This window comes from Nitrospirota bacterium (genome assembly GCA_040755395.1).
In the GTDB taxonomy this organism is placed as follows: domain Bacteria; phylum Nitrospirota; class Nitrospiria; order Nitrospirales; family Nitrospiraceae; genus DATLZU01.
Genome location: JBFMAX010000042.1, coordinates 1 through 2,018 on the forward strand (window position 1 = coordinate 1; position 2,018 = coordinate 2,018).

Consider the following 2,018-nt stretch of genomic DNA (forward strand, 5'->3'; position numbering starts at 1 on the left):
GCCTGGCAGCCGGTGCACTTGTCCAGGTCGATCACCATTCCCCATTTCGCCATGGCTGCCTCCTAAGCCTTTTCGACGGTGACTTTGGCGCTGTAGTAGTTCGCCATGCCGGTGATGCGATCGGACTGGTTGGCGATCAACGTATTGACGTGCGAGCCGGCCCCCTTGGCCCAGCGTCCGTGCGCCCAGTGGCCGTACTCGAACGGCAGCACCAGCGTGTCGGGCCGTGTCAGTTCCGTCACCGCGGCAATTGCATCGATCTGACCGAGCGCCGACTTGATGCGGATCTTGTCGCCGTCCTTGATGCCTTTGGCATGGGCAACGGTCGGATGGATCTCGCACAGCGCCCGCTTGGCGCCGCGCCCGCCGACGGTGGGCTGGAACAGCGCGATCACGGTCGGGATGTTGGCGCCGCGGCCCTCGCAGTGCAGTGCCGTCTTCGGCGTGACGAAGTGCAGGTCGCCGCCGCCGGTGTACTTGGGCTCCTCCCAGATCGGGAACATCAGCCTGTTCTTGTCGCGGCCGGTCTTGGCAGCGATCCAGTCGGCCTTGTGTTCGAGATAGCTGGAGCGGATCTCGAACTTGCCGGAATCGGTCTTCAGCAGCTTGTCCTTGACCTCCTCCGGTTTCATCGGCTTGTTGTAGCCCTTGCCGTCCCACTCGTAGAACTCGCCGTTGCGTTGCTGCCAGAGGTAGGGCTTGCGGTACCAGACCCCTTTCTGTTTCCAGCTCTCGAAGTCCTTCACGCCGTTGTCGCCGGGGGCGGACTCGAACCCCTTGGCGAGCGCCCGGATCACGTTCTCGCTGTTGCCGAGCGCCTTGTAGTACTCGCCCATCGGCCCTTTGATGCGCTTGCCGATCTCGATCAGCGTGTCGCCGAAGTATTTGGTGTCGTACAGCGGCTTGATCGCCGGTACCCTGAGCTGCGCCAGCGGCCAGCCCTGGAACGGATACGTCGGCGCGTCCTGCAAGCGTTCGAGGTAGGTGTGATCCGGCAGCACGAGATCCGCCATCCACGCCGTCTCACCCGGAAACGGCGACGTGTCGATGACGAACACGTCCTTGAGCATCTCCTCCCACTGCGGCGCATTCGGTGCGGAGAACACGGGGTTCGTCAGATAGAACATCACCGTGTCGAGCTTGTACGGCTTGCCGGCGAGGTGATTGCTCGCGACCTCCTGAATCATGTTCTTCGCCAGCAGGTAGCCGTCCTCGTGGCCCTTCAGATCGATGCGCGGATACTTCTTCCACGGACCGTTCTTCGCGTAGTCGTCCATGTAGTCCGACTCTTTGACGGGCAGCGGACCGTAGGCGGGGCCCATCTGGTACATCAGCCCGCCCTTCGCGTACAGCGAGCCGACCAGCGCGTTCAGCGTGTGGATCGCCATGCCGTTGAAGATGCCGTTCGAATACGTGTGCGCGCCGCGCTCGAACAGCGCGATCGCCGGCCGCGTCGTGCCGAATTCGCGCGCGGTCGCGACGATGTCGCGCTCGTCCAGCGTCGTCACGCCGGCGGCCCACGCGGGCGTGCGGTCCTTCAGCTCGATGTTCCACCACTCGACCAGGCCCTTGACCCACTTCTCGTTGAAGTCCTTCGGGTCAACCGTCTGCCCGGTCTTGAAGCGGTTGACGCCGTCCTTGAAGTCGCCGACGAAGCTCTTCTCCCACAGCCCTTCGGTCAGGATCACGTGCGCGATCGCCAGCGCCAGCGCGCCGTCGGTGCCGGGCTTGACCAGCAGCGCGCGGTCGCTGGCGGCGAGCAGCGTGTTCATGTGGATGTCGACCGCGGTCACGCGCGTCTTCGGCGTCTTCTCGCCGCGGATGTAGCCCCACACCTGCATGTTGTTGTTGTACGGCCGGAACGACTCGAGGAAGTTCGCGCCGAACATCAGCAGCATGTTGGCGTTGCGGTAGTCGTACGCGCTGTACGACGCATTGCCGTCGGTGCACTGCTTGGCGAGCACGCTGCCGTCCGAGCAGATCGACGAGTGGCCGATCGGAACGTTCGGCGAGCCGTA

The 2,018-nt window shown here is 64.0% G+C and carries 1 protein-coding gene; it reads right to left on the minus strand.

Translation table 11 applies throughout. The features are described 5' to 3' along the window. Positions 1 to 62: 62 nt before the first annotated feature. The coding region (locus AB1555_19985; protein MEW6248958.1) for a molybdopterin dinucleotide binding domain-containing protein at positions 63 to 2,018 on the minus strand (1,956 nt) is incomplete at its 5' end.